The organism is Pseudomonas sp. ok266, assembly GCF_900110195.1.
GTDB classification, from domain to species: Bacteria; Pseudomonadota; Gammaproteobacteria; order Pseudomonadales; family Pseudomonadaceae; genus Aquipseudomonas; species Aquipseudomonas neuropathica.
In genome coordinates this window covers 84,599-106,981 of the sequence record NZ_FOCU01000016.1, presented here as the reverse complement: position 1 = coordinate 106,981, position 22,383 = coordinate 84,599, and the positions used below count along the sequence as shown (strand labels likewise).

General features: G+C 58.8%; 20 protein-coding genes. 5 read left to right on the top strand and 15 right to left on the bottom strand.

What is annotated here, in order from left to right:
• Positions 1-210: 210 nt before the first annotated feature.
• From BMY54_RS26595 to BMY54_RS26535, 13 genes are all read right to left on the bottom strand, one after another.
• Positions 211-1,083, bottom strand: coding sequence for a transporter substrate-binding domain-containing protein (locus tag BMY54_RS26595; RefSeq protein ID WP_093440515.1), 873 nt, complete (start codon positions 1,081-1,083; stop codon positions 211-213).
• Entirely contained in the window at positions 1,080-1,862 is a 783-nt protein-coding gene (locus BMY54_RS26590) for an amino acid ABC transporter ATP-binding protein (protein WP_093440511.1), read from the bottom strand. The genes BMY54_RS26595 and BMY54_RS26590 overlap by 4 nt, the downstream gene beginning before the upstream one ends.
• Positions 1,859-2,518: an amino acid ABC transporter permease gene (locus BMY54_RS26585; protein ID WP_093440506.1), complete on the bottom strand. Its 660-nt coding sequence runs from the start codon at positions 2,516-2,518 to the stop codon at positions 1,859-1,861. The genes BMY54_RS26590 and BMY54_RS26585 overlap by 4 nt, the downstream gene beginning before the upstream one ends.
• The gene (locus BMY54_RS26580) at positions 2,499-3,164 is read right to left on the bottom strand and encodes an amino acid ABC transporter permease (protein ID WP_038359751.1); all 666 of its coding nucleotides are present in this window, start codon (positions 3,162-3,164) and stop codon (positions 2,499-2,501) included. The genes BMY54_RS26585 and BMY54_RS26580 overlap by 20 nt, the downstream gene beginning before the upstream one ends.
• 670 nt (positions 3,165-3,834) lie before the next feature.
• Positions 3,835-4,644 (bottom strand): MetQ/NlpA family ABC transporter substrate-binding protein, encoded by an 810-nt coding sequence (locus BMY54_RS26575; protein ID WP_093440501.1) that lies wholly within the window; start codon positions 4,642-4,644, stop codon positions 3,835-3,837.
• Between the two features lie 166 nt (positions 4,645-4,810).
• Entirely contained in the window at positions 4,811-5,743 is a 933-nt protein-coding gene (locus BMY54_RS26570) for a sigma 54-interacting transcriptional regulator (RefSeq protein WP_093440496.1), read from the bottom strand.
• A 53-nt stretch (positions 5,744-5,796) separates the two neighbouring features.
• Positions 5,797-6,378 (bottom strand): alpha/beta hydrolase, encoded by a 582-nt coding sequence (locus tag BMY54_RS26565; RefSeq protein WP_093440491.1) that lies wholly within the window; start codon positions 6,376-6,378, stop codon positions 5,797-5,799.
• A gap of 382 nt (positions 6,379-6,760) precedes the next feature.
• Positions 6,761-7,162, bottom strand: a complete 402-nt coding sequence (locus tag BMY54_RS26560) for an ExbD/TolR family protein (RefSeq protein WP_003220570.1) — start codon at positions 7,160-7,162, stop codon at positions 6,761-6,763.
• Between the two features lies 1 nt (position 7,163).
• The gene (locus BMY54_RS26555; RefSeq protein ID WP_093440486.1) at positions 7,164-7,889 is read right to left on the bottom strand and encodes a MotA/TolQ/ExbB proton channel family protein; all 726 of its coding nucleotides are present in this window, start codon (positions 7,887-7,889) and stop codon (positions 7,164-7,166) included.
• Positions 7,890-7,933: 44 nt separating this feature from the next.
• On the bottom strand, positions 7,934-8,743 hold the full coding sequence (locus BMY54_RS26550; RefSeq protein ID WP_093440478.1) for an energy transducer TonB: 810 nt from the start codon (positions 8,741-8,743) through the stop codon (positions 7,934-7,936).
• 381 nt (positions 8,744-9,124) lie between these two features.
• Positions 9,125-9,451 (bottom strand): hypothetical protein, encoded by a 327-nt coding sequence (locus BMY54_RS26545; protein ID WP_038359731.1) that lies wholly within the window; start codon positions 9,449-9,451, stop codon positions 9,125-9,127.
• Between the two features lie 190 nt (positions 9,452-9,641).
• Complete coding sequence (locus BMY54_RS26540) at positions 9,642-10,985, bottom strand: aryl-sulfate sulfotransferase (protein WP_093440475.1); 1,344 nt, start codon at positions 10,983-10,985, stop codon at positions 9,642-9,644.
• A gap of 23 nt (positions 10,986-11,008) precedes the next feature.
• Positions 11,009-13,369, bottom strand: coding sequence for a TonB-dependent receptor (locus BMY54_RS26535; RefSeq protein WP_093440470.1), 2,361 nt, complete (start codon positions 13,367-13,369; stop codon positions 11,009-11,011).
• Positions 13,370-13,534: 165 nt separating this feature from the next.
• Between BMY54_RS26535 and BMY54_RS26530 the strand changes: the two genes are divergently transcribed.
• Together BMY54_RS26530 and BMY54_RS26525 are read left to right on the top strand one after the other, a co-directional pair.
• Positions 13,535-14,479 (top strand): LysR family transcriptional regulator, encoded by a 945-nt coding sequence (locus BMY54_RS26530; RefSeq protein ID WP_093440466.1) that lies wholly within the window; start codon positions 13,535-13,537, stop codon positions 14,477-14,479.
• Positions 14,480-14,693: 214 nt separating this feature from the next.
• Positions 14,694-16,310: an alkaline phosphatase family protein gene (locus tag BMY54_RS26525; RefSeq protein ID WP_093440462.1), complete on the top strand. Its 1,617-nt coding sequence runs from the start codon at positions 14,694-14,696 to the stop codon at positions 16,308-16,310.
• A gap of 211 nt (positions 16,311-16,521) precedes the next feature.
• Here the strand turns inward: BMY54_RS26525 and BMY54_RS26520 are convergent, their stop codons facing one another.
• The gene (locus tag BMY54_RS26520; RefSeq protein ID WP_093440459.1) at positions 16,522-17,430 is read right to left on the bottom strand and encodes a TauD/TfdA dioxygenase family protein; all 909 of its coding nucleotides are present in this window, start codon (positions 17,428-17,430) and stop codon (positions 16,522-16,524) included.
• A 181-nt stretch (positions 17,431-17,611) separates the two neighbouring features.
• Here BMY54_RS26520 and BMY54_RS26515 point away from each other — a divergent pair, with 181 nt between their 5' ends.
• Entirely contained in the window at positions 17,612-18,532 is a 921-nt protein-coding gene (locus BMY54_RS26515; RefSeq protein WP_093440454.1) for a LysR family transcriptional regulator, read from the top strand.
• A 108-nt stretch (positions 18,533-18,640) separates the two neighbouring features.
• On the opposite strand, the gene BMY54_RS26510 is transcribed toward BMY54_RS26515, so the two are convergent.
• Positions 18,641-19,654, bottom strand: coding sequence for an ABC transporter substrate-binding protein (locus BMY54_RS26510; protein ID WP_093440450.1), 1,014 nt, complete (start codon positions 19,652-19,654; stop codon positions 18,641-18,643).
• Between the two features lie 308 nt (positions 19,655-19,962).
• Between BMY54_RS26510 and BMY54_RS26505 the strand changes: the two genes are divergently transcribed.
• On the top strand, positions 19,963-21,561 hold the full coding sequence (locus BMY54_RS26505) for an ABC transporter permease (protein WP_093440446.1): 1,599 nt from the start codon (positions 19,963-19,965) through the stop codon (positions 21,559-21,561).
• Positions 21,558-22,373, top strand: coding sequence for an ABC transporter ATP-binding protein (locus tag BMY54_RS26500; RefSeq protein WP_093440440.1), 816 nt, complete (start codon positions 21,558-21,560; stop codon positions 22,371-22,373). Before BMY54_RS26505 ends, BMY54_RS26500 begins: the two co-directional genes overlap by 4 nt.
• Positions 22,374-22,383: the final 10 nt, after the last annotated feature.

Sequence of the window (22,383 nt, the reverse complement as noted above, 5' to 3'; positions counted from 1 at the left end):
CTGACCGAGGGATGCTCAAGAGTGGCGCCGACGTGAAAATGCATCTGTGAATCCAAAATCGAAGTGACGCCGACGCGAAATGCGTCTGTGAATCCATAATCGACTCGGTTTGTCAGGTCGATGTCTGATGCAAGACACCTCGGTCGGCTCCCTCTCCCTCGGGAGAGGGCTGGGGTGAGGGGCAAGCATCACCACCAACCTAACAGGCAATCACCCCTGCCACTTGCCACCCTCGACAATCACGCTCTCAGGCTTGGTGTCATCACTCAGCTCTTTACGCACATACTGGTCGTACAGCTTGAGCAGATACTTCTCCTCTCCCAGCTTGGTCAGCTCGGTATTCACCCAGTCACGCAACTCGAGATTGCCCTTCTTCACCGCCGGCGCGATCGGCGCTTCAGCCCCCAGTTTTTCATCCAGCACGCGATAGCCCGGGTTCTGCTTGGCCCAGCTGAACAACACCAGATTGTCCTGTGCGTACGCATCGCCACGACCATTGGCCAGAGCTTGCAGCGATTCGGAGTTTTTCTCGAACTTGAGCAATTTCCAGTCCGGATGATTCTTGGTCAGCCAGATATCGGCGGTCGTGCCCGTAGTGACGATGGTGGTGCGGGTTGCCAGATCATCGAGGTTTTTCACCGAGCTGCTTTGCGGCACCAACGCCTGCACCGCAACCTTGAGGTTCGGGTTAGTGAACTCCACCGCTTCCTTGCGCTCAGGCGTGACGGTCATGTTGGCGAGGATCAGATCGACCTTGTCGCTTTGCAGGAAAGGGATGCGACTCGCCGGCTCGACGGCAACGAACTCGACCTTGTTTTCATCGCCGAGCAAATCCTTGGCGAAACGCCGGCCGATGTCGGTATCGAAACCGACGTAGCGCCCCGCTTCGTCGACAAAACCGAAGGGCGGTTTATCGGTGAAGACGCCGACGATCAGCTTGTCGCGAGCCTTGATCTTGTCCAGATAACCGGCCGGCGCGGTGCTTTCGCTGGCGACTTTCGGCTTCGGCGGTTCTTCGGTTTTGTTGCAACCGGCAAGCAAGGCGAGGCTGAGCAGAGGCAGTAAAAAAGCGGCAGTTTTCATAACAGTTCCAGTTCCTTTGTCGGATTCGCTTTTGGCAGTGTTGCCACGAAGGAGAACTTCTCCAGAAACTGCTGCGCGCGTGCGGTTTGCGGGTTCGTAAAGAAAATCTCGGGCGGGTTCTGTTCAAGGATGCGCCCGGCATCCATGAACACGATGCGATCGGCCACCGCGCGAGCGAAGGCCATTTCATGGGTGACGATCAACAGGGTCATGCCTTCGCGGGCCAGGCCCTGAATGACCTGCAAAACTTCCTTGACCATTTCCGGGTCGAGGGCGGCGGTGACTTCGTCGAAGAGCATCACCCGTGGGTTCATGCACAGCGAGCGGACGATGGCGATGCGTTGCTGCTGGCCGCCGGAGAGCTGACGCGGGAAGGCATCGCGCTTGTCCGCCAGACCAACGCGTTCGAGCAGCGCTTCGGCTTGCTGTTGCGCTTCGCGGCGCTGACGCTTCTGTACCTTGAGCGGGCCAAGTAGCAAGTTGTCGAGCACGCTCATGTGCGGGAACAGGTGATAACTCTGGAACACCATGCCGATCTGCTGACGGATCTCGCGCCAGTCGGTGGACTTGTCCAGCAGCTCGCGGCCGAGAAACTTCAGGCTGCCGCTGTGGGCTTCTTCCAGACCATTGAGGCAACGCAGCAACGTGCTTTTGCCGCAACCGCTGGGGCCGAGGATGACGATCACTTCGCCACTCTGCACTTGCAGGTCGATGCCGTTGAGCACCTGCTGCTCGCCGTAGAATTTGTTAAAACCGTGAAACTCGATCAATGCGCTCATGCTTGCGTCCAGCGCCGCTCCAGCACGCGCGAAGCGGCCGAGAGCGGGTAGCAGATAAAAAAGAAAAACAGGAACAGCGCGCCGTAGATCAGCACCGACTCGTAGGTGCGCTCGATGATCTGCTGGCCGACCTTGATCACATCGACCACACCGATCAGCACCGCCAATGAGCTGGTCTTGATGATCCGCGTATAGACGTTGATGGTCGGTGGTGTCATGCGTTTCAGCGCTTGCGGAAGCAGCACGTAGCCGTAGAGTTGCGCGGTGTTCAAACCAATCGAAAGCCCTGCTTCACGCTGTCCACGTGGTAAAGAATGCAGCGCACCGCGCGCGACTTCGCCGACTTCACTGGCGCCCCACAGCGACAGCACCAGCACCGCGCACCAGAAACTCGGCAGGCTCAGTCCGAAGAAAATCGGCAAGCCGAAGAACAACAGGTACAGCCAGACCAGCACCGGAATCGCCCGGAACAACTCCAGATAGCCCCGCAGGATCGCGCTCAGCCACCTCACGTTGAGCGTTCGCAGCACACCGTAGAGCACGCCGCCGACAGTGCTGATGGCGATGCTCAGGAACGAGATCGACAAGGTTTGCCCAGCGCCTTTGGCCAATTGCGGCAACGACACCCAGAGCAGTTCAAGACCCGAACTGGCCATGCTGGAGCCTCCTTTCCAGACGGCTGAGCAGCAGCGACAGCGGCAAGAACAGCAGCACGCAGATCAGCGTCAGCACAGCGAGCATTTCGTAGGTTTTGTAGTAGAGCGCGATGTAGCTCTTGGTGGTGTAGAGGATTTCCGGCACGGCCACCGCCGAGACCACGGTGGTTTCCTTGAGCAGGAAAATGAAATTGGCGAACAACGACGGCAGGCTGAGAATCCCCGCTTGCGGCAGGATCACGTAGCGTAGCAACTGGCCATGGGACAGGCCGATTGAGCGCCCTGATTCCAGTTGCGCTTGGGGCACCGCATCGACGCCGGCGCGCAGCACTTCGGTGAGGTAAGCGCCGCCGAGAAAGGTCATGGTGATGATCGCGGCAGTGAAACCAGAGACTTTGATCCCCAACGCCGGCAAGGCGAAGTAGACGAAGAACAACTGAATCAGCAACGGCGTGTTGCGTGCCAGTTCCACATACAGGCCCACCAGTCTTTGCAGGTACGGCGTGCGGAACACCAGAATCGTCGCGTTGAGCAGCGCCACCAGCAGCGAGGTGCCAATGGCGATAAAACCGACCTGCAGCGTTACGCCCACGGCTTTGAGAAACGCCGGCAGGGTGCTGAGGATAAATGCGTAATCGAAGGTCATGAAACGTCCTGAACGCCGCTCGGTAAGCGACGGTGGTGCAGTCCATGGGCAGCGGATGGCTGTCCGGCAGACACCGACTTTATAGGTATAAAAACAAGAATTTAAATACCGTTAAAGCATATTGATATCACCCAAAAAACTATCTTGTGGGTTTGCCGGGAAGGAATAAGAAGGCTATTTTTCTTTGCGCTGTAGGAAGGATCTTTTTTTCATGAAAGCCCTCCAAGGACGAACAGCTTTTGGCCAGACTCCCCCGGCCAACCTCATAACAAGGAAGAGAACATGGACGTAAAAGTGCCGCAGCGACTGGATCCGCAGGAGATTGTGAAATTGTTGGTGGCGTTGAGACGGGCATTGAAGGCCCAAGTGGCCTGAGCTCAAGATCAAAAGCACCCTCACCCCAGCCCTCTCCCAGGGGGAGAGGGAGCCGACCGAGGTGTCTGGCGAATTACGTCGACCTGAATCATCGAGTCGATTATGGATTCAGCAGAGATCTTTCACGTCGGCGTACCTCTACAGCATCCCCCAATCAGTCCCCTCTCCCTCTGGGCGGTCCGACGTTTCGGGAGGGCTAGGGTGAGGGGCTTTTCAACGCACACACAAAAACGCCGATGCCCATCACTGGCCATCGGCGTTTTCACACCTTGAAGGGGGTGGTTCAAGCGTCAGATCAGAACGCCGGCAGTACCGCGCCGTTGTACTTCTTCTCGATGAACGCTTTGACTTCCGGGCTGGTCAGGGCTTTGGCCAGTTTCTGGATCGCGTCGCTGTTCTTGTTGTCCTCACGGGCCACCAGGAAGTTCACGTACGGCGAATCAGCACCTTCAATCACCAGCGCATCTTTCTGCGGGTTCAACTTGGCTTCCAGCGCGTAGTTGGTGTTGATCATGTCCAGATCAACTTCTTTCAGAACGCGTGGCAGCAGGGCCGATTCCAGTTCCTTGAACTTGAAGTTGTGCGGGTTCTTGGCGATGTCTTTTGGCGTTGCCAGCGCGTTTTTCGGGTCTTTCAGCTCGATCAGGCCAGCCTTCTGCAGCAGGATCAGTGCGCGGCCGCTGTTGCTGCCTTCGTTCGGGATGGCGATGGTGGCGCCGTCCGGCAGTTCAGCCAGGGTCTTGTACTTGCTCGAGTAACCACCGAACGGTTCAACGTGCACGCCCTGCACGGTCACGAGGTACTTGGACTTGTCGTCCTTGTATTTGCCCTGGTTGAAGCTGTTCAGGTACGGCAGGGTCTGGAAGTAGTTGGCGTCCAGACGCTTCTCGCCAACCTGTACGTTCGGCTGAACGTAGTCGGTGAACACTTTGATTTCCAGATCCACGCCTTCTTTGGCCAGGGTCGGTTTGATCAGCTCAAGGATTTCAGCGTGCGGAACCGGGGTCGCAGCGACCACCAGTTTCTCGCCGGCATTGGCCAGGGAAGCAGTCAGGGAAGCAGTCAGAGCAGCCGCCAATGCGGTAAACAACAGAACCTTTTTCATGCAGTGTCCTTATCGAAAATCACGGTCGTCATCGACGACGGCATTAATACGTGTGCCAGTGAAGTGATATCGCTGGCGTGGGGCGGACAATACCGGGATTTTTTATTCCCGGACAATAACGTTTATTCAGCTTCATATTCCATTTTGTTCATGTTGAACGAAACGGTTACAACGTCTCACTCAAACGAATCAGCAAATCTTTCAATGCCTTACGCTCGGCGACGCTGCCGCCGATGTTGATTTGTGTCACTAGCCGTTCGATCTGAAGCTGCGGGCCAGACGCCTCGGGCAGGTTCAGGTGCTCCGGCAGAATCTCGTCACCGGTACTCACCAGCAAGGCAAAGTGAATGACATTTTCCAGCTCGCGGGTGTTGCCCGGCCAACTGTGTTGTTCGAGCACGTGCTGCGCCGCTTCGCTGATCAGCGGCACAGGAAGGTCGAGACGCTGACTGTAGATGCCGAGGAAATACTCGGCCAGCGACAGGATATCGCCGGTACGCGCACGTAACGCCGGCAATTCGAGGTGGCCCTCGCTGAGGTAGTGATAAAGGCGCTCGTGGAATTTCCCGGCGTCCACCGCTTGCGCCAGATCGATGCTGGTGGCCGCGACCAGGCGCACATCCACGGGACTTGGCTGATGCGCACCGACACGAGTGACTTCGTGGTTCTCCAACGCGGCAAGCAATTTGATCTGGATCGGCAGCGGCAAGTCGCCGATTTCATCCAGATACAAGGTGCCGCCGTTGGCCGAACCGAACCAGCCTGCACGGCTGCTGGCCGAGCCGCTGTAACTGCCGGCAGCGTAGCCGAACAGCTCGGCATCAGCGTAGGTCGGGCTGATCGCTCCGCAATTGACCGAAACAAACAGACCGCTGCGGTCACTGGCGCGATGGATGTGCCGGGCGAGCAATTCTTTACCCGTACCGGTCTCGCCACGGATCAATACCGAAGTCGAGCGCGGCGCCAGTTGCTCGAGCTCCTCACGCAGTTGACGCGAGCGCGGATCGACGAACACCAGCGCCTTGGCGCGAATGCTCAGGGGGCTTTTTTCCGCATCGGGAAAGGTCAGCAACGGCTGACCGAAGGTTTCGAAACTCATGGCAGGCTCCCGCCCAAAACCGCCGGCAGACGGGGGCGTTGAAAGAAAAAAGATCAGGCGCGGCGGCGGGCGTGGTGTTCCATACGGTTTTGCAGGCGATAGAGATAAGCAAAACCCTGCTCCCAACGCTGATGCCCGGACTTGACGTTGATGTGTCCGGCACCGGCGAGAATTCCCGCCTCGGCGCCCCAGTTGCGCGCCAGCTCCAGTGCGCGCGGCGCACTCACGGCGGCGTCGTTGTCGGAGCTGACGACCTGGCTCGGAAACGGCAGCAGATCAGTCGGAATCGGCGCGAAATTGCGCAGCGCCGGTGCACACGCCGGACGCTCGACATCTGCCGGCGCGACCAACAAGGCGCCACGCACCTGACGCAGGTATTGCAGCGGCGCAGTGGCTGCCCAATGGGCAACGGTGATGCAGCCGAGGCTGTGGGCGATAAGGATGACAGGCGTGCTATCGGCGGCAATCGCCTCGGCCAGTGCCGCCACCCAGTCTTCACGACGCGGCGTCAGCCAATCGGCCTGCTCGACCCGCGCACTGTTTGGCAGGCTGTTCTGCCAGTGGCTTTGCCAATGATCATCTGGCGATCCTTGCCAGCCCGGCACAATCAGGTAGCGGATTGATTCGTTGCGCATGGGGAACTCTCCTGCGTCGTGTCTGTTCCTGGACGAGTATAGGGAGGGGATTTATATTCGTTAAGGAATAAGAAGCTATTTATTAAGACCTGAATTGAATATGAGATGTGTGCCTGGCTGGAAATCTTTTCCCCCTCACCCCAGCCCTCTGCCCATGGGGGCGAGGGGGAAAGGGAGCCGATCTTCATGCCGTTCAAATCCTGAGTTCGACTGGGTATTTCAGGTCGGCGTAACTGGTGAGAACAACCGAGATCAGTTCCCTCTCCCTATGGGCGGTCCGACGTTTCGGGAGGGCTAGGGTGAGGGTCTTGCGTCTAATGCCAGAAACAAAAAAAGGGCCGCACCCTGCCAAGGAGACGGCCCCGGAAAAACGTAAATCCTGTTACCGCGCAGTAATCACCGATAACTTGGTAATCCCCGCCCGCTCAATCGAAGCCATCGCCCGCGCCACTTCGCCGTAGTTCACTCCGTCATCGGCCTGCAATTGCACGCGCACTTCCGGGTCCTTAGCCTTGGCCGACTTGAGGTTGAATTCGAGCAAGTCCGGCTGAATCTCGTCCTTGTTGATAAACAGCTTGCCGGCACCATCGATGCTCACTACCAGCGGGTCCTTCTGCTCGACCGGCGCCACGGCTTCGGTCTTCGGCAGGTTGATCGGGATCGCGTTGGTCAGCAACGGCGCGGTGACGATAAACACCACCAGCAGCACCAGCATCACGTCCACCAGCGGGGTCACGTTGATCTCGCTGAGCACCTCATCACTGTCCTGCGTGGAGAAGGCCATATCAGGACGCCTCCTTCACTTTTGCTGCGTTGCCCGGCGTTGCGACCTTGTGCGCCGTCGGGTGGATCAACACGCGGAATGCACTCTTCTGCGCCAGGCTGTAGAAGTCGTGGGCGAAGTCATCCAGATCCGCCGCCGTCAGTTTCAACCGACGTAAAAAGTAGTTGTAAACCAGCACTGCCGGCACCGCGACGGCGATCCCCACACCCGTGGCGACCAGTGCCGCCCCGATTGGCCCGGCGACCGTTTCCAGGCTCGCCGAACCTGCGGCGCTGATGCCTTTCAACGCTTCCATGATTCCCCACACCGTGCCGAACAAACCAATGAACGGCGAGGTGCTACCAATACTTGCGACCACTGCAAGGCCCGTTTCCAGCGAACGCCGTTCGCGAACGATCTGCTGACGCAATGCGCGCTCGAGGCGATCCTGATGGTTGATCGCCTGGCTCAAATCATTCGCCTGTGGCGTCTCACCCACCTGAATCGCGGCGTAACCGGCCTGTGCCACCCGCGCTGCGGCGCCGGGTTGGGTCTCGCTCAATTCAGCGGCTGAATCCAGACTCGACGCCGCCCAGAAACGCTTATGAAAACGCCGATCCTGCGCCTTCAGCCGCCCGAACTGCACAGCCTTGAGCAGTGCCAGGCCCCAGGTGGCGACGGAAAAAACCACCAGCAGCCAGATCACCGCGCTTTCGATGGATTCCAGTGGAGATGCCAGTAACGTCATGATGATTCCCTCGTGTAAACGTTTCGCGCGAATTTGGTTTCGGTTTAATGAATCTTGAAATCGATGGGCACGCTGACCCAGCCGTCCTGGGCGACATCACCCTGCTTGGCCGGGACGAAACTCCAACGTTTGACGGCGTTCAGCGCCGCGTCGTCGAGCTGTTGCCGGCCGCTGCTTTTGGCTATCTGGATCTCACCCGGTTTGCCGCTGGCCAACACATGCACGCGCAGCAACACCGTGCCTTCCCAACCGCGACGCTGAGCCAGCGACGGGTATTCCGGTGCCGGGTTTTTCAGGTACGCGGCGTTCGCTGAGGCCGGGGTTACCGGTGCCGGCGCGGGGGGAGCAGGTGGCGCTGGCGCTGCAACCGGAGCTGCCGGTTGTGGCGGCGCGGGTGGTTGCTCGACGGCTTTCGGCGCTGGTTTGGGGGCCTGTTTAACCACCGGTTTGGGTTTCGGAACGGGTTTTGGCGGCGGTGGTTTTACCGCCAGTTCGTCTTCTACCGGCGGCGGTGGCTCAACCACAGGCGCAGGTGGTGGCGGCTCGACAACCGGTGGTGCTGGTGGTGCCGGGCGCGAGAATTCGATAGTCATCGGCGGAATTTCCGGCGGCACGATCGGCAGCACCGGCGTCGGCTTCTGGCTGATCCAGTAGATCACCGCGCCATGCACCACCAATGCGAGCACGCCGAGCAGAAGGGTTTCGCGCCGACTCAAAATTCCTTTGGGCGCACGCTGCAAACGCAGCTGTCCCAACGGCACACGATGCGGCCGGCCGAGATCGACCAACTCGCCACCCGGCGTCTGACGCCACAGCAATTCCTCTGCGCTGGCGGCGGTCTGGACATTGCCCATTGATTCACTCCCTGCGGTCTTTTTGCGTTCTCTACAAAAACTGCCGATCAACCGTTTGTTGAATCCCCCACGGCGAATCGATGGATGAATCATTGGGCTTGGCGCTTATCTCCGAAAGTAATCTTTAACGTTATGCATAGGCTTTTATGGAATATATGAATTGATCAATTCCGCCAAAGCCACGTGCCACGTGGGCTGTAGCGATACGGGAAAATTCGCATGCTTTTCAGGCATTGAAAGTATTCACGCAACGCATCAAATTCGCCTGACCCGGTTTTGCGGGACAACTAATACCAAGTAGATAGTTGATTATTATTTTGCAGGAACAATAAAAAAGGCCGACGCACTTTCGTGCGTCGGCCTTTATCAATTGCGCGCGGATTATTGTTTGACGAATTCCCCTGCCAGGGTCACTACTTCACCGTCAAAATTAGTACGGGAACCGGCCGCACGAACTTTTGCGTAATTGTGATCAGGAGAAAACAATGACCACGCTTGAAATCCGCTATTACCATTCAGACCGACAAATGTGATGGTGGTAGGTTGTCCGGTGCTGTTCTGGAAATGGTAATGCCCGTAGCTGACGTCATAGTTAACGCCGCCCTGGCTGAACGTGCCACTGAATGTACCGTTGGAATCGTTGCCATCGGTAATCGTCAGTTTGGCGCCAGCGTTAGCGTTCACATAAGTGCCATTAATGCTCGACATGATTCGATTTCCTTTATCGTTGGGATAAGTATCTTCCGATGAGAGCAAGTTTCCTCCTGGAAACTCACGACAGTCAGGATGGTTGCACATTCAATTATTGTCCACGCGACTTACTAACGAATTTGCAATAAGCACCCTTCAACCCGCTCATAACTTATCGCCGTTCGTTCGAGCAATAATTCCAATTCAACTAACGACTGGCATTGGTTTGTTGCGCGCCGACAACCGGGGCATTAACCGCCGTCTCGGAGCGTGGCGTACCCGTTGGCACCCAGTCATAACTCACAGGCAACGCCCGATAGACCCAATTGCTGATCGCGTCGCTGCCCGGCGCCTTGCCGAGATACGGGCTGACGTATTCCCAGACATTTTCACCACTGGCCGTCACCTGGAAAAACCGTCCATTCATGCCTTCGTCGATCAGCGTGTTGCCGTTGGGCAAGCGCCGCGCGCTGCTGATGAACGAGCTGTAGAACGCCCACCCCGGTTGCTTCGAATTGGCCGCGCTGTACTGCCAGACGATCTCGCTTTTCACCGGGTCGATTTCCAATACCCGCGAGCCGGAAATCAGCCCGAGGGTAACGTTCGGATAACCCGCCGATCCCTGGTTATCGAACACCAGCAAGTTACCGGCTCCAGGCAACCCGGCCGGAATGATGTGCGCATCATGCTGACCGACGAACTGATCCACCGGGCGCGGCAATTTTTGCGCAGTTTTCGGGTTGATCAGCGGCAGGTTCGGGCCGAGACGCCAGACCACTTTGCCGCTGTTCTTGTCGATGATCGCGATGAAGTTGGCGTTGCGTGAATCGATCAGCAGGTTGTCCGGATTGAAGCGCTTGTCACCGGCATCGAACCACTTGTTCGGCCCCACCAGACTGAGGTTGTTGATGTGCAGGTAGTCCGGATTTTCACTGGCGCGCACCAGCTTCAACTGCTCGGCGGTGAAGCCGAATTCATTCAGATGCTCCGAGGCCAGCCACTGCCATTTCACCGCGCCGTCGGGGCTGACTTCATAGATCGCATCGTCAATCGCCTCGGGCACTTTAAAGCCTTTGACCTTGTGCACCTTGTTCGCCAGCACCACGGTGTTGCCGTTGCTCAAACGGCGCTGATCATGGTGTTGTTGCGCTGCGCCACCGGGCGCCTTGTCGCCCCACTGCCAGACGACTTTGCCGTTCCAGTCCAGCTCGCCGACGCTCTGATTGCCCAACCCGTTGCCGGCCGAACCGAGTTTACCGGGATCCTTTTCACTCAGTTGCAACAGCACATGGCCGCGCTCGCCGCCGACCAGTTTCGGGTCGATGATCGCTGACGGGAAACCTGCCTGTGGCCAGGTTTTCACCTCGTTGCCGTTCATGTCGATCAGGTGCGTCTGCTTGTCGGCGCCGCTGAAAATCACGTACTGATTGAAAGCCTGGTTCGGGTCATAACGGGTCACGCCGGTCGGGTAAACACTCGGTGCGGCGAAGGCGCCGGCACTGAGCACTGCGCCGGACAGCAACACCGGCAAAGCGGTTTTGATACGCAACATGATGCAGTTCCTTGAGTGACGAATCAGAAGTCGTAGCGACCGGTGACGCCGAGGGTGCGAGGTGTGCCGAGCAAGCCTTCATAGCCGCCGTTGCCGCCCGTCCACAGGGTCGTGTAGTAGGTTTTGTCGAAAGCGTTTTTCAGCCACAGCGACACGTCCCACTGGCCCTGATTGAAATCGCCGCGCAGGCCGGTGGAGAAGTTGACCACGGCGTAACTTGGGATCTGTCCGAAGTCGGAATCCTCGACGGTACCGACGGCTTTCGAGCGAAACGCGTAGCTGGCAGTGACGTAAGGTTCGAAACCGTTATCCAGATTCCATTTGTATTCACCGTTGGCGTTGCCGATCCATTTCGAGGCGCCGACCACTTGATGGCCGCTGAGGTCGCAGGACGCTGGAGCCCCCGGCGCCTGACTGACTTCCGGCGGGCACGGGGCATCTTTGTACGAGAGGTAACTGACGTCGTTGTAGGAGCCGTTGATGTTCAGGGTCAGGCCGCGCAGCGGGATCACCGTGCTTTCGAACTCGACCCCGCGTGAACGTACGGAACCGGCGTTGGTCAGGTACTGCACACGGTTTTCCGCGTCGTAGGCGTTGGTCTGGTAAGCGTTGACCTGAGTCCAGAAGACGTTGGCGTTGAGTTGCAGACGGTGATCCCACAGCGTGCTCTTGAAGCCGAGTTCGGCGTTGTTCGCGCGCTCGGTGCCGATCAGCAGCGAATCGGCACCCGCTACCGGTGCGGAACCGACGGCGAGGTTGACCCCGCCGGACTTCTCGCCGTGGGATAACGTGGCGTAACCGAGCACATCATCAGTGATGCGATAGCTGAGGTTGAGCAGCCCGGAAGGACTCGAGCTGTACTGATTCAGATCGCCGGAATCGTAAGCGCCGGCACGACCGCGCCGCGCCGTGGCCGCAGCGCCCGTAACGGCGGCGCCACCGAGCGGCGCATCGCGAGTGACCCAGGCTGATTTCTCTTCATACGTGCCACGCACCCCGGCGGTGAAGTCCAGTCGCTCGGTGAGGTGCCAGGTGCCTTGGGCGAACAATGCAAAACTGTCGGTCTTGATATGACCGTTGCCGACACTGGTGACGTTGGCCAGCGCACCGGGCGCCGTACCATTCCAGATATCCGCTTGCGGGCCGTAATAAGCGAAGGATTTATTGTCCAGATCCGAGCCGAAGTAGTACGCGCCTACGACGTAATCGAAGAACTCGCCCTTGGGCGAGGCCAGGCGAAATTCCTGCGAGTACTGTTTGTCTTCCACCGACACCCCGGCGTTGTAGCTCGCCGGCACGTTGAGGCCGTCGTCGTTGCGCGGGGTGAAATTCCAGAAGCGATAGGAGCTGATCGAGGTCAGCGTGAAGTCGCTCGGAAGCGTCCAGTTAGCCTCCACCGAGGTGCCGCCCTGATGCACGGTGACATGCTGATCGTTGTCCAGATTGACCTTGCGGTGCGAGCCGTTGACCAGCGTTGCGCCGGCGGCATTGGCGCGCGACTGGTAAAGATTGACGCCATTGATGGTCGGCCCGGTGTTGTACAACACGCGGGTGCCGGCGCTGGAATCCTCTTCGTTGTAGTCGCCAATCCAGCGCAGGTTGAAATCTTCATTGGGCTTGAACAGCAGCTGCGCGCGGAAGCCCTCGCGCGAGCCGCCGTTGAGATCATGGCCGTCGTATTCGTTTTTGATGTCACCGTCGCTACGGGTTCGATAAGCCGAAAAACGCCCGGCCAGTTGATCGTTGAGCGGGCCGGAAATGGTGCCCTTGGTCTGGAAGTAACCGTCCTCACCCACCGAGGTTTCGATGCTGCGCTCAGGGGTGAAGGTTGGCGCGCGGGTGCTGATGTTGATCACCCCGGCAGTGGTGTTTTTGCCGAACAACGTCCCCTGCGGCCCACGCAAGACTTCGAGCTGTTCGATATCCATCAGGTCAAACACCGCCATCCCCGGGCGGCCCAGATAGACGTTGTCGATGTACAGGCCAACGCTGCCTTCCAGGCCATCGCTGGCCGGGTTATTACCGAGACCGCGGATCGATACGCTGGACTGCCGCGCGTGCATGTAGGCGACGTTGACGCTGGGCACCAGTTGCTGCAAATCCTGAATCCGGTAAACCCGTTGCGTCTCCAGATTCTGCCCGCTGACCACGCTCATTGGCGTCGGTACGTCCTGCGAACTTTCTTCGCGGCGGCGGGTGGTGACGGTCACGGTTTCCAGCTGTGAACTGTTAGCGGCAGGCTTGCCGGCCGGCACCGGCGCCGGGGTTTCGGAGTCGGCGGCGTAACCGTGAGTCCAGCTCGCGCTCCCTGCCAGCAACAGGGCCAGAGGCAGGCGTTTGAGCCGTCGTGGCGTTAGGGGTGACGCAAGGTTCAACGGACTCATGGCGCGGCTCCTGGTCAAAAAATACACAGACATCATCAGCGCTGTATATTCTTTTAAGTTATTTATTTATGGATTTACAAATATTTACTGCATAAGAGATTGCCTTTATAAGGAGTCGACCTAATGCATATCCAATGCATTTCCCGGATATTTTTTATGTGAAAAATGCATATCGACTTGCGCCAACTTCGTCACTTCATCGCCCTAGCTGAACAACGCAGCTTCGTCGCCGGCGCGCAGGCGGTGAACCTGTCGCAGTCGGCGTTCAGCCGCAGCATTCAGGCGCTCGAGCACAGCGTCGGCTGCCAGTTGGTCGATCGCGGGCGCAAGGAATTACCGCCGACCAAACAGGGCCAGGTCCTGCTTGAGCACGCGCGGCGACTGGTCAGTGGCGCGCAGCAGATGGCCAACGAGATCAGTCAGTTCAATGGGCTGGAAGCGGGGGAATTACGCTTCGGTTGTGGGCCGGCGCCGGCGGCGGGTTTGATCCCTCGGGCGATTGGCAGCTTCATCGGCCGCTATCCGAAAGCGCGGGTGCAGTTTCAGGTCGATGACTGGCAGAGTCTGAGCAAGCGGTTACTCAGCGAAGAGTTTGAATTTTTCGTCGCGGACACTCGGCACTTCGAGGCAGATCCGGATTACCTGACCTACCGGTTGCGACCGCGCAAATGGCATTTCTGCTGCCGTGCCGGCCACCCTTTGGCCGGGTTTGAGCGGGTCACCGCCGAGCAATTGATGAGCTATCCCTTGGCGGTAAGTATTCGTCCGCCGAACCTGCGCAAAGTCATAGTCGACCTCAGTGGGCGGCCGGATTTCACACCCAATGTGGAGTGTGAAAACAGCTCGAGCCTGCTCAGCGTGGTGCTGCGTTCGGATGCGATCGGGATTGTCGGGGCGTATTCCGACGCGCTGCATCAGGCCAAGGGCGAGTTGGTGTGCTTGCGCATCGAAGGACTGGCGGATGATCTTGAGGAGCTGTACACCCGCTACGGGATTGTCAGCCGCGCAGGGTATCGGTTGTCGCCGTTGGCGGAGGCGATGATTGAGCAGATCAAGGCGATTGATCAGCAGGATGAAGAGGTTTGCTCACTACAGAATCTCGCCGTTTGATCGGGCCTCTTCGCGAGCAAGCTCGCTCCCACAATGGATTGTGGTGAATACAGAATGTGTGATCGCCACCAACCCTGTGGGAGCGAGCCTGCTCGCGAAGAGGCCGGCACAGGCACCGATGCATTTCCTGCATAAAACCCATTCCCCAAATGCACTTGCCGAACACCCCCACTGAAAGCGAAAAACCCCACCTGTCTCTCTGACCGGTGAAACCATGTCCAACTCGCCAAACCCCGTGCGCAACGTGCTGTACATCATGTGCGATCAACTGCGCCGCGATTACCTGTCCTGCTACGGCCATCCGCATCTGCACACGCCGAATATCGATCGCCTGGCTGCAGCCGGCGTGCGTTTCAGCCACGCCTACACCCAAGGCACGATTTGTGGCCCGTCGCGGATGTCGGCCTACACCGGACGCTATGTCAGCAGCCATCAAGTGGCGTGGAACGCCGTGCCGTTGCCGCTGGAAGAACTGACCATCGGCGATTACCTGCGCCCCCACGGCATTCGTACTGCGCTGGTCGGCAAGACCCACGCCACGGCGAATGTCGATGCCTTGCAACGCCTGGCGATCAATCCCGAAAGCGAACAGGCCGAAATCCTCAACGAAGTCGGCTTCGAACCCTACATGCGCCACGACGGCATCTACCCCGACGACCCGCTGTTCGACGACAAACGCGAATCCGCGCCCTACACCCATTATCTGCGCGAGCAGGGGTTCGACGGCAAAAACCCCTGGCACGACTGGGCCAACGCCGCCGAAGGCGAGCACGGTGAAATCCTCAGCGGCTGGCAAATGCGTCATGCGAATTTGCCAGCACGAATTCCCGAGCAACACTCAGAGACTGTCTACACTACAAATCGAGCCATCGACTTCATCACCGAGCAAGGCGAGAAATCGTGGTGTTTACACCTTTCCTATATCAAACCGCACTGGCCCTACATCGTACCAGCGCCGTACCACGCCTTGTACAGTACGAAATCGATTCTCGAAGCGATCCGCGCGACACCCTCCGAAGCCAGCAAACACCCCGTATACACTGCCTTTCGCCAGCATGAGGAAAGCCTCAACTTCTCCCGTGACTCAGTACGATTGACTGTAATCCCTACGTACATGGGTCTGATCAAGCAGGTGGATGATCAACTCGGGCGGCTGTTCGATTTTCTGCAGAGCAATGGCCGCTGGGATGACACGCTGATCGTGTTCACCAGCGATCACGGCGACTTTTTGGGCGATCACTGGCTCGGTGAGAAGGAGTTTTTGCTGGAGCAGGCGGTGGGCGTGCCGTTGATCGTGCGTGATCCTCGAGCGGCGGCGGATGTCACGCGCGGAACGGTGGATGATCGACTCGCGGAAACCATCGATGCGTTGCCGACCTTTCTTGAAGCACTGGGATTGCCGGGGGCAGAGCATCGGCTTGAAGGGCGTTCGTTGATCCCGCTTCTGCACGGCGAAAATCCGGATTGGCGCCACTATGCAATCAGCGAATACGACTACGCCTTCCAGGCGCCGGCGCGTGAGCGTCTGGGCCAGCCGATCGATCGCTGCCGGATGACCATGGTGCGTAGCGAGCGCTGGAAGTACCTGGCTTACGACGGCTTTCGACCGCAGTTGTTTGACCTGCTGAATGATCCGCAGGAGTTGCGGGATTTGGGTGATGCCCCGGAATTCGCGGCGGTGCGCGAGGAGCATGCGGGGTATTTGTTTGAGTGGGTGCGGGGGTTGAAGCGGCGTACGACCATCAGTCATCAGGAGATAGATGGGCGTGGGCAGCGGTTTCGTTATGGTGAGCCGCAAGCCGAGAAGGTTGTTCAGATTGGTGTTTGGTAGCGGGAAGAGCCCCTCACCCTAACCCTCTCCCGGAGGGAGAGGGGACTGAATGGGGGATATTGCAGAGATACACCGACCTGATCCAGCTTCACCGAATCCATAATCAATAAGGTGGTTCAGGTCGATGCATCCCGAAAGACAACTCGGTCAGCTCCCTCTCCCTCGGGGAGAGGGCTGGGCGGGCGGCGTTCCGATGAGGGGCTTTTGATCTTCAATCACGCCCCTTAATTGTCTGACTGCGCTGCCCTGAAGCCCCAACCGGCACTTCACCCTTCAACGTCACCCGACGCACCACCCGATCCTGCGTACCGTAATCATCAATCGCATAATGCTGCGTCGAACGGTTATCCCAGATCGCCACATCACCGGCCTTCCAGCGCCAGCGCACGGTATTTTCCTGACGGATCACATGACTCTGCAACAGCCCGAACAGATGCGCTGAATCCGCTTGCGAGTAACCCTTGATGCGTTTGACGAAATGCCCCAGCAGCAAGCTCTTCTCGCCGCTGATCGGGTGCACGCGCACCACCGGATGCTCAGTCTCGTAAACGGTCGACGTGAAGACCTTGCGATAACGCTCAAGCTTCTCCGCCGAGACGTCCGGCTTGGCACTGGCGTAGTCGTATTCGTTGCTGTGCACGGCGACCAGTTTGTCGGCCAGTTCACGCAGCTCGGTCGGCAAGCCGTTGTACGCCGTCGCGGTGTTGGCCCACAGGGTGTCGCCGCCGAATGCCGGCGCGACGACCGAGCGCAGGATCGAGGCTTTCGGGTAGGCGTCGACGAAGGTCACGTCGGTGTGCCAGGAGTTGGCGCGCTGGCCTTCAGCGCCGTCCAGTTCGAGCAGGTAGCGGGTGCCTTCACGCGACGGCACGGTCGGGTGCGCCACGGGCTCGCCGAGCAGATGGGCAAAAGCTTCCTGACGCTGATCGTCGAGTTGAGTCTGTTCGCGGAAGAACACGACTTTGTACTGAACCAGCGCCTGTTGAATGGCTTCGACGGTGGAGGCGTCCAGCTCACCGGACAAATGCACGCCACGGATCTCGGCGCCGATACGACCGGCGACCGGATGAATCTCCAGCGCGTGGACAGCGGGTTTTACTGCGAGTGCGGCATTGCTCATGGGTAGACCCTCATCGACTGCTTACGGTTGGACGGCAGCGAAACAACGCTCTATCTATATTCCATTTACATCTAATAGATATTCACATGCTTCGTTGACGGAATAAGAGCTTGCATTTAAAACCTCTAGCAACCCTCGTCGCAAATGCCTTCGAGCTATTTTTAGGATGCCGGAAAAGCATATGGATCTTCGCCAGTTGCGTTACTTCATCGCCCTCAACGAACACCGCAGTTTTGTCCGCGCGGCGGACGCGATGGGCATCACTCAACCGGCGTTCAGCCGCAGTATTCAAGGGCTCGAGCAGGAGTTCGGCTGCGTGCTGGTGGATCGCGGCAACAAGGATCTGCGCCCCACGCCCGAAGGCCAAGTGGTGCTGCAACACGCCCTGAGCCTGGTGCAGGGTGCCGCGCTGCTCAGTGCCGAAGTGACGCAGATGACCAAGCTCGATGCCGGCGAAGTGCACTTCGGTTGCGGCCCGGCGCCAGCAGTGAAACTGGTGCCGGACGCCGTGGCGCAATTCATCAACGCGCACCCGAAAGTGCGCACCTGTTTTCAGGTGGATAACTGGGAAAAACTCAGCCGCGCGTTGAGCCGTGAAGAGATCGAATTCTTTATCGCCGACATCCGCCATTTCGAGTCCGATCCAAACTTCCAGACCCAGGCACTGACGCCCAAACGCGGGGTGTTTTTCTGCCGGCCGGGGCATCCGTTACTGGCCAAGGAAAGCCTGTCGACCAACGACATGTTCGACTATCCGCTGGCGACCACGCTGATCCCGCCGGGCATTCGCAAATTGCTGGCGAACCTCAGTGGGCGCATCGATTTCTCCCCAACCATCGAGACCGAGCACTTTCCGGCGCTGGTCAAAGTGGTATTGCAATCGAATGCGATCGGCGTGGGCACCGAAGAGGCGTTTGTCGAGGACATTGCCAAGGGTTCGCTGGTGTTGCTGCACTGGCGTAATTTGCCGCAGAACCTGGAGAGCATGAATGCGCGTTGCGGGATTGTCAGTCGTACCGGGTTTCGCCTGTCGCCGGCGGCACGGGCGATGATCGAGACGTTGGTGGCGGTGGATCGACAGGAGATCAGCGTCGCCGTTTAGGGCCCTTTCGCGAGCAGGCTCGCTCCCACAGTGGTTCGGTGGTGAATGCAGAATCTGTGTTCACCGAAGAACCCTGCTCGCGAAGAGGCCAGAGCAGGCGCTAAAGATTCAGAGCTTGGCCGCTGCCAACTCAGGCGCCACCCAATCATTCACCTTGAACGGCTTGCGAATCAGCTTCTGCTGCGCCGCCAGATCAACTTTGTCCTGCAAGCTGCCAAGGAACACCGGATCCAGCGTCGACGGGAACACTTCGCTCAACTTCTGATCCTGCAGATCCTGGGTCAGGATCACCGGCGGATAGCTGGCCAAACCCGAGACCAGTTGCACGTATGCGGCCTTGTTGCCGTCCTGCGTCAACCACTCCACGGCCTGTTGTTGCGCCTTGAGCAGCTTGGCCACCGCCTCCGGGTGCGCGTCGACAAACTTGCCCGTGCCGACCAATACCGACTGCACGCTGCCTGCGCCACCGAGATCTTTGGTGTTCAGCGGCAACTCGGCCAGCCCCTTGGCCTGCAATGCGCTCAACCCGGAGCTGCCCCATGACGCATCGATCTGCTTGGCTGCCAACGCAGCGACCGCTGCATTGAAATCCAGATTGATCACTTTCAGATCCTTCTCGCTCAGGCCCTGACTTGCCAGCGCCGCATCAAACGACAACTGCGTCGCGGTGCCACGGAAGATCGCCACGCGCTTGCCCTTGAGATCCTGCAACGTCTTGATCCCCGAACCCGGTACCACCCCCAGATACTGCTTCACCCCACGCGCACTGGCGCTGAGCAAGCGAGTATCCAGGCCATTGGACTTGCCGATGATTGCCGCCAGATCGCCGAGATACGCCAGATCAACCTGACCGTTGGCGAACGCTTCATTGATCACCGGTCCCGCACCCTTGAAGAAACTCCACTGAATCTTGATGCCCTGATCGGCAAAGGCCTTTTCGAAGATCTGCTGATCGCGCAGCACGTCGACCACACCGCCGCCGCTGTGTTGAGTCCCCGCGCTCAGGTCGGGCACGGCGATTCTGATTTCCTTGAGTTCGTCGGCATGCGCGGTAAACGCCAGCAAGCCCACCAGAGCAGGAACGGCAAACAGGCTGAAAACACGTTTGAAGGGGAGGTTCATGAGTGCTGCTCCTTGATCACGACGGGCGTTGAGGAGCCGAAAGTAGGCCGAATGACTACCTACGCTTAAATACTATAAATGCACATTTTTATAGCTTTTAACGCTAAGCGAGCAGCGCCGGGGCTCGTAGCGACGTATGCATTAACAGCATCGAAAATATTCTTCGAATGCATTGGATGCGTTTGGGTTGGAAGCCTTAAATGGCCTCGCTTATCCCTTAAAAGAATCTATATCGATGTTTTTATAACTTTTTGTTTTTAGCTAATACCGCTAAAGATCTTGAGCCAACCCGACAACGGAGGTCACCCATGGCCCGCCAATCCTTGCTCAGTCTTCCACTCTCCGCGCCGCCGCTGAAAAGCCGCCGTACCTGGCCCAGCCTGAACCAGCGCCTGTTGTCGTGGCTGCTGCCCCTCAGCCTGTTCGCCCTATGGTGGCTGGCCGCACGCAATGAATGGATGAGCGAGCAGATCTTGCCGGCGCCGTCGCTGGTGTGGAACAGCGCTGTCGAGCTGTCTCAAGGCGAGTTATGGAGCCATTTATGGATCAGCCTGCAGCGTTTGTTCTGGGGCCTGCTTGCCGGGGTTTCGGCCGGTGCATTGCTCGGCGCAGCACTGGGCTTCAGCCGGCGTCTTGAACGTTTGATCTTCCCGACCTTCGCCGGCCTGTCGCAAATACCGACGCTGGCGTGGATTCCATTGTTCATGGTGTTTTTCGGCATCGGCGAAGTGCTGAAACTGGTGGTGCTGATCAAGGCCATCGTGGTGCCGGTGACCCTGCACACCTTGGTCGGCGTAAGAGATGCCCAGCCGAAACTGCGTGAAGCCGCCGCTGTTCTGCGCCTGCCGCCGCGCCTGCTGATTCGGCGCTTGGTATTGCCCGCCGCCCTCCCCGCGTTCATGGCTGGCGTGCGTCTGGCGCTGGCCGCCGGATGGACGTCGTTGCTGGCCGTCGAACTACTCGCCTCGAGCGAAGGCATCGGTTACCTGATGGTCTGGGCGCGGCAACTGTTCATGCTCGACATCGTTTTCGTCTGCATCGTCGTCATCGGTTTGATCGGCGTGGCGATGGATCGCGGCATCGGTCTGCTGGACAAGAAACTGGTGCACTGGCCGCATCCGGCCACCGCCGAAATTCGTCGCGGCCCGCGTTATGACGGCTGGCAGCGGCTGCAACCGTGGCTGCTACCGCTGGGCTTGTTGGCATTGTGGCAATTGGCGAGTGACCAACAGTGGGTCGACGCCAATGTTCTGGTCAGCCCGTTGGCCGTTTTGAGCACGGCATGGGCTGGCGTGCTCGACGGCACGTTGATCAGCGGCATGGCCCTCAGTCTTGGTCGCACACTCGGTGGCCTGTTGCTCGGCGGCGGACTCGGATTTGCCTTGGGCCTGCTGCTGGGCCTGTCGAACATCAGCGAACGCCTGCTCGGCCCGACCCTCGCGGCCATCCGCCAGATCGCCATTTTCGCCTGGGTGCCGCTGCTCACCGCATGGTTCGGTCTCGGCGAATTGGCCAAGTGGGTGTTCGTCGCCCTTGCCGCTTTCTTCCCGCTGTTTATCGCCACGCAACGCAGCGTCGCCAATCTCTCACCGCAACTCAACGAAGCCGCACAAGTGCTGCGCCTGAGCCTCGGCCAGCGTCTGCGTCGACTGGTACTGCCGGGCGCCGCGCCGGGGATTTTCGCCGGGCTCAGACTGAGCCTGATCTACGCCTGGCTCGGCACCATCGGCGCCGAATACTTCATGCCGTCGAACGGCGGCATCGGCAGCCAGATGATCGGCGCGCAACAACTGCTGCGCATGGACCTGATCATGGCCGGCATGCTTTTCGTCGGAATCACCGGCGCCCTGCTCAACCTCATTGGCCAACGCCTGGAAATTCGCGCGACCCGCTGGAGACACGCATGAACGCACCGATTGTCAGCTTCAATCACGTAGGCAAATCCTTCGACGTCGACGGTTTCGAACTGGAGGCGATTCGCGAATTCAACCTGGACATCGCCGAGGGCGAGTTCGTCGCCATTGTCGGCTCTAGCGGCTGCGGCAAATCGACATTGCTGCGGTTATTGGTGGGCCTTGATACGCAGTTTCGCGGGCAGATTACCGTGGATGGCAAAGCCGTCAGCGGCATCGGTGGCGAGCGTGGCATTGTCTTTCAGGAACACCGTTTGTTCCCGTGGCTGACCGTTGCCGACAACATCGGTCTGGGCTTGGTCAACGAACCGCTGACTGCTGCGCAGAAACAAAAGCGAATCAACGATTTCATTGACCTGGTCGGCCTGCGCGATTTCACCCGTGCCTACCCGCATCAGCTGTCCGGCGGCATGGCCCAGCGTGTGGCGATCGCTCGCGGTCTGGTCGCCAGCCCACGCATTCTGTTGCTTGATGAACCCTTCGGTGCCCTTGATGCACTCACCCGCCAGCAGATGCAGGACGAGCTGCTGGCGATCCGCGAGCGCGCAAAAATCACCACCATCCTCGTCACCCATGACGTCGAAGAAGCGATCTTCCTCGCCGACCGCGTGGTGGTGATGGAGCCGCGCCCGGGCCGCATCAAGCAGGTGGTCGACATCGCCCTGCCCCATCCGCGCCAGCGCAGCAGTTTCGACTTCCATCAGTTGCGTGAAGAGCTGCTGCACGAGCTGACCAGTGACGACCATTACCAACCGAGCGTGCCGGTGCAGATCCGCGATCTGCCGCTGACGTTCATTGCCTGCTGAACAGGAGTTT

Bases quoted from the DNA above. Each gene is read 5' to 3' on its own strand.
- BMY54_RS26595 (WP_093440515.1), bottom strand. From the start codon at position 1,083: ATGAAAACTGCCGCTTTTTTACTGCCTCTGCTCAGCCTCGCCTTGCTT.
- BMY54_RS26590 (WP_093440511.1), bottom strand. From the start codon at position 1,862: ATGAGCGCATTGATCGAGTTTCACGGTTTTAACAAATTCTACGGCGAG.
- BMY54_RS26585 (WP_093440506.1), bottom strand. From the start codon at position 2,518: ATGGCCAGTTCGGGTCTTGAACTGCTCTGGGTGTCGTTGCCGCAATTG.
- BMY54_RS26580 (WP_038359751.1), bottom strand. From the start codon at position 3,164: ATGACCTTCGATTACGCATTTATCCTCAGCACCCTGCCGGCGTTTCTC.
- BMY54_RS26575 (WP_093440501.1), bottom strand. From the start codon at position 4,644: ATGAAAAAGGTTCTGTTGTTTACCGCATTGGCGGCTGCTCTGACTGCT.
- BMY54_RS26570 (WP_093440496.1), bottom strand. From the start codon at position 5,743: ATGAGTTTCGAAACCTTCGGTCAGCCGTTGCTGACCTTTCCCGATGCG.
- BMY54_RS26565 (WP_093440491.1), bottom strand. From the start codon at position 6,378: ATGCGCAACGAATCAATCCGCTACCTGATTGTGCCGGGCTGGCAAGGA.
- BMY54_RS26560 (WP_003220570.1), bottom strand. From the start codon at position 7,162: ATGGCCTTCTCCACGCAGGACAGTGATGAGGTGCTCAGCGAGATCAAC.
- BMY54_RS26555 (WP_093440486.1), bottom strand. From the start codon at position 7,889: ATGACGTTACTGGCATCTCCACTGGAATCCATCGAAAGCGCGGTGATC.
- BMY54_RS26550 (WP_093440478.1), bottom strand. From the start codon at position 8,743: ATGGGCAATGTCCAGACCGCCGCCAGCGCAGAGGAATTGCTGTGGCGT.
- BMY54_RS26545 (WP_038359731.1), bottom strand. From the start codon at position 9,451: ATGTCGAGCATTAATGGCACTTATGTGAACGCTAACGCTGGCGCCAAA.
- BMY54_RS26540 (WP_093440475.1), bottom strand. From the start codon at position 10,985: ATGTTGCGTATCAAAACCGCTTTGCCGGTGTTGCTGTCCGGCGCAGTG.
- BMY54_RS26535 (WP_093440470.1), bottom strand. From the start codon at position 13,369: ATGAGTCCGTTGAACCTTGCGTCACCCCTAACGCCACGACGGCTCAAA.
- BMY54_RS26530 (WP_093440466.1), top strand. From the start codon at position 13,535: ATGCATATCGACTTGCGCCAACTTCGTCACTTCATCGCCCTAGCTGAA.
- BMY54_RS26525 (WP_093440462.1), top strand. From the start codon at position 14,694: ATGTCCAACTCGCCAAACCCCGTGCGCAACGTGCTGTACATCATGTGC.
- BMY54_RS26520 (WP_093440459.1), bottom strand. From the start codon at position 17,430: ATGAGCAATGCCGCACTCGCAGTAAAACCCGCTGTCCACGCGCTGGAG.
- BMY54_RS26515 (WP_093440454.1), top strand. From the start codon at position 17,612: ATGGATCTTCGCCAGTTGCGTTACTTCATCGCCCTCAACGAACACCGC.
- BMY54_RS26510 (WP_093440450.1), bottom strand. From the start codon at position 19,654: ATGAACCTCCCCTTCAAACGTGTTTTCAGCCTGTTTGCCGTTCCTGCT.
- BMY54_RS26505 (WP_093440446.1), top strand. From the start codon at position 19,963: ATGGCCCGCCAATCCTTGCTCAGTCTTCCACTCTCCGCGCCGCCGCTG.
- BMY54_RS26500 (WP_093440440.1), top strand. From the start codon at position 21,558: ATGAACGCACCGATTGTCAGCTTCAATCACGTAGGCAAATCCTTCGAC.